4 protein-coding genes are annotated in these 4,161 nt (G+C 68.2%); 2 read left to right on the top strand and 2 right to left on the bottom strand.

Annotated features, from left to right (window positions below; all coding sequences use genetic code 11):
- Positions 1-78 precede the first annotated feature (78 nt).
- Together GJ629_RS14840 and GJ629_RS14845 are read right to left on the bottom strand one after the other, a co-directional pair.
- A complete protein-coding gene (locus GJ629_RS14840) occupies positions 79-1,395 on the bottom strand; it encodes a tRNA (N(6)-L-threonylcarbamoyladenosine(37)-C(2))-methylthiotransferase (protein WP_157513714.1) in 1,317 nt (438 codons plus the stop codon).
- A 44-nt stretch (positions 1,396-1,439) separates the two neighbouring features.
- Complete coding sequence (locus tag GJ629_RS14845; protein WP_157513715.1) at positions 1,440-2,270, bottom strand: hypothetical protein; 831 nt, start codon at positions 2,268-2,270, stop codon at positions 1,440-1,442.
- Between the two features lie 81 nt (positions 2,271-2,351).
- Between GJ629_RS14845 and GJ629_RS14850 the strand changes: the two genes are divergently transcribed.
- Positions 2,352-3,890, top strand: coding sequence for a spermidine synthase (locus GJ629_RS14850; protein WP_370515926.1), 1,539 nt, complete (start codon positions 2,352-2,354; stop codon positions 3,888-3,890).
- Positions 3,891-3,934: 44 nt separating this feature from the next.
- Positions 3,935-4,161, top strand: a 227-nt coding sequence (locus GJ629_RS14855; RefSeq protein WP_370515927.1) for a hypothetical protein, incomplete at its 3' end; no start/stop codon positions are given.

Consider the following 4,161-nt stretch of genomic DNA (forward strand, 5'->3'; position numbering starts at 1 on the left):
GGGGGCCGTCGGCGTCGTCGTCGTGGCGCTGTTGCTGGCGGTCGTCGTGGTACCAGTGGTCGGCTGAGAGCGAGTCGGTCAGTCCGAGCGGCCGCGCCGACCCGCCGCGGCGTCGGTTTCGGCCAGTTCGGCGGCGACGGGGTCGCCCATCGCGTAGACGGTGTTGTGGCCGGTCACCTCGACGGTGACGAAGTCGCCGATTTCGAAGCCCTGGCGCTCGGCCTCGGGGAGGGCTATCTGTCGGTGGGCCTCGTCGTAGCCGACCAGCGACTCCTCGGTGCCGTCCTCGGTCAGCAGGACCTCCCGCTCGGTGCCGACCATCGCCTCGTAGGCCTCGCCGACGACGTCCATCTTCAACTCCGACATCGCCTTCGAGCGCTCCTTCTTGACCGTGCCGCCAAGCCCCTTCATATCGGCGGCGTCGGTCCCGGGCCGCTTGGAGAAGCGCGTGACGTTGATCTTCTCGGGGCGAGTCTCCCGGAGCAGGGCCATACTGGCCTCGTGGTCGGCCTCGTCCTCGGTCGGGAAGCCGACGATGAAATCAGTCGAGAGCGTCCAGTACTCCAAATGCTCGTCGAAGGTGTCGACTATCTCGCGGAACTGCTCGACCGCGTGCTGGCGGCGCATATCCGCGAGGACGGCGTCGCTGCCGCTCTGGACCGGCGCGTGCAGGAAGTTGTATATCTCCTCGTGGGCGGCAAACGTCGCCGCGAGGTCCTCGCGGACGCCGTGGACGCCGCCGGGGTTGGCCATCCCGACGCGGACGCGGAACTCGCCCGCTATCTCGGTACAGATACGGTCGAGTAGTTCGGGGAGCAGGCTCTCGCCCTGATTGATGTCCCAGCCGTAGACGCCGGTGTCCTGCCCGGTGATGCGAATCTCGCGTGCGCCGCCGCGCACCAGCGCGCGGGCCTTCTCGACGTTCTCCTCGACGGTCGGCGACTCGATTTTCCCGGTCGCCTGCTTGGTGATGCAGTACGAACAGTCCGACATACAACCCCGAGCGATGGGGAGGATACCGGTCGGACCGGTCAACACCGGTTGGGTGTCCGGCGTGATGGTCGGGCACTCGCCGTTGAGGACGTGGCTCGGCACCTCGTCCCAGTGGAGGACGTCGGCGTCGATACCGGCGGCCTCGAACTCCTCGCCCTGCGCGAGGGCCATACAGCCCGTGATGACGAGGTCTGCGGTCGTCTGCTCGTCGAGTTCTCTGGCCCGCGCGAGCATATTGCGCTCGGTCTTCTCGAGGACGGTACAGGTGTTGAGGATAGCCACGTCGGCGTCCTCGGGCGTCTCGGCCGGACGGTGGCCGCCCTCCCGGAGCGCCTGCTCGATCTGTTGGGTCTCACCTCTGTTGGAGGTACAGCCGTACGTTTCGACGTAGTAGCGGGCCATCGTAGTACCCGACACTACGGACGAGCGGGCAAAAGGACGGCGGATTAGTCCGACAGCGGCGACGGGACCGACGTCTCGCCGACGGCCGTGACCCCGTAGGTCGCCGTCGTCAGGTAGCGCTCCCCGTCTATGGTCCCCTCGTAGACGGCCTGATACCGGAGTATCTGTCCCGACTCGCTCACGAACAGCGTCGCCGAACGGAGCGTCGGGTCCTCGCCGAGGGGAGCCTGTGCCGGCGCGGGGATCGAGTCCCGGAACTGGTCGGCGGTGTAGCGGTAGGCGTCGGTCCCGTTGACCGTCGTCGTCCCGTTCGGAACGAACCGCGGCGCTGGCACCGTCGCCAGCGAGGTGTCGACGGTCGTCGCCTGCAGGGCCTCTGACGGATTGAACCCGCCCGAGGAACACTCCGTCGTCGCGCCGACGGCGCAGGTCAGCGTCTCGTTGGTGTAGCGGACCTGCTGGTTCCGGACGGTGCCGTTCGGGAGGGTGAGTCGGCGCTCGACCAGCACTCGCTGGGCGGAGATGTTGAACCGGCGGCGCTCGGCCTCGGTGACGACCAGCGACTCGTTGCCCGCGTGGCGCACGACGCTAGAGTCCTGGACGGTGAACGACGCCAGCGGCCGGAAGGCCTCGACGTGTCCCCGGAGGAGGCGCGTCGCGTTGAGTTGCCCGTCCGAGACGGCGGGATGGGTCCCGGACAGCCCGCTGTCGTTCCGGGGGTCGTCCGGCGTCCCCGGGTCCGTCGTGGTCGTCGGTACCGTCGGTACGGCCGTCGTCGCGTCCGGGCCGTCGGCAGTTGTCGTCGTCGGACCGCCCGAACAGCCCGCGAGGACGAGGAGGACAGCCAGCAGTCCGGCAGCGTACAGCCGTTTCATACACGACACCAGCCCGAGCGGCGTCAAGTAGGTGATGATCGACAGCGAGGGATATAATTGCGCGCCACCGCTAGCCGGCGTGTGTCCGTTATCGACCGACACGGTGCCGCCGTCGCCGTCTTCGTCTCCGGCGTCTCCAGTATGGGCGTCGAGATTCTCGCCGGACGCCTGCTCGCGCCGACGTTCGGGTCCAGCGTGTTCACGTGGGGCGCAGTCATCGGCGTCCTGCTGGCCGCGCTGAGCGGCGGCTACGTCCTCGGCGGTCGGTACGCCTCGACTCACGCCAGTATGCGCGCGCTGTCTATCATCTCCGCGATGTCGGCGGTGTCGGTCGCTGTCATCGCCGTCAGCGGCGACAGCGCCGTCGCGGCGCTCGGGTCGGTCCCCATCCCCGGCCGCTACGCGACCATCGTCCCCGTGGCGGTGCTGTTCGGGCCGATGACGTTCCTGCTCGGCATCATCAGCCCCTTCGCCGCCGAGCAGTCGACCGCCGAGAGCCACGGCGGCGCTTCGGGCCGGGTGTACGCGCTGGGGACCATCGGCTCCATCGTCGGCGCGTTCGGGACGACGTTCGTGTTGATCCCGTCGCTGTCGGTCGGTCTCGTCGCCGTCGTGCTGGCGGTCCCGCTAGTCGTCGTCGCCGTCGTCCTCGCCGAGCCGGACGTGCCCTCGATGGCCGCCGCCGGCCTCGCCGTCCTCGCCGTCGTCGTCGCCGCGTCGCTCGTCCTCGGCGCACCGGCCGGCGAACAGACCCTCTACGAGACCCAGACCGCCTACTCCCAACTGGAGGTGACCGAGGAGAACGGCGTCCGGACGCTGTATCTCGACGGCGTCCCCCAGAGCGCCGTCTACACCGACGACCGCGAGGGGTACGTCTTCGACTACGCGCCGTACATGCACATCCCGATGCTGATGGACGACGACGTAGAGCGGGTGCTGTTCGTCGGCGGCGGCGGGTTCACCGGCCCGCAGCGCTACGCCGAGGAGTACCCGAACGTCACCGTCGACGCCGTCGAACTCGACCGGGGAGTCGTCACCGCCGCCGAGCAGTACTTCCGTCTCGAGGAGAGCGACCGGTTGCGGGTCCACGTCGGCGACGGCCGGCGCTTCCTGTCGTCGACCGACCACACCTACGACGTGATCGTTCTCGACGCCTTCCGGGCCGATCAGGTGCCGTTTCACCTCACCACACGGGAGTTTCTGGAACTGACCAACTCCCGGTTGGACGAGGACGGCGTCCTGATGGCGAACGTCATCGCCGCGCGGGCGGGTGAGGGGTCGGCGTTCTACCGCGCGATGGTCAAGACGCTCCGGACCACTTACCCCTCTGTGTACGCGTTCCCGACGGCGGACACTCCCTCGCTACAGAACATCGAACTCGTGGCGAGCAAGAACGCCTCGGGGTTCACGCGGGCCCAACTGCAACGGCGCAACGACCGCCGTGACATCGGCCTCGACCTCTCGGCGGAACTGCGGCGCTACCGACAGACCGACGGCGTCGACACCGACGACGTGCCGGTGTTGACCGACGACTACGCGCCGGTGGACTCGCTGCTGGACGAGCAAGTCGACAAGCGCTACGTCATCACCGGCTACAACGGCAGTACCGACCGGGACTAGCCGTCCAAAGGACTATTTTCGTTCGGCTAACAACTGTATATACGATGAGCAGATCACGAGCGATGGCTGCCCTAGCCGCCCTCCTAGTCGTTGCGACCGCGTTCGCCCCCGCGGTCGGGGCGGCCGTCAGCGACGGCGGGACAGTCCCCGCAGTTGATATCGACGACGGCAACGACACCGAGAGCGCCGACGAGGCCTACGTCACCGACGGCGGTGACGTGGTGCTCGTCTACGAGTACAACGAGAGCGGCGTCGACGCGACGGCGACACC

Origin of the sequence: Halapricum sp. CBA1109 (assembly GCF_009741825.1) — an archaeon.
Taxonomy (GTDB): domain Archaea; phylum Halobacteriota; class Halobacteria; order Halobacteriales; family Haloarculaceae; genus Halapricum.

Excerpts from the sequence above, each read along its gene's own strand:
- GJ629_RS14840 (WP_157513714.1), bottom strand. The coding sequence starts at position 1,395 with ATGGCCCGCTACTACGTCGAAACGTACGGCTGTACCTCCAACAGAGGT.
- GJ629_RS14845 (WP_157513715.1), bottom strand. The coding sequence starts at position 2,270 with ATGAAACGGCTGTACGCTGCCGGACTGCTGGCTGTCCTCCTCGTCCTC.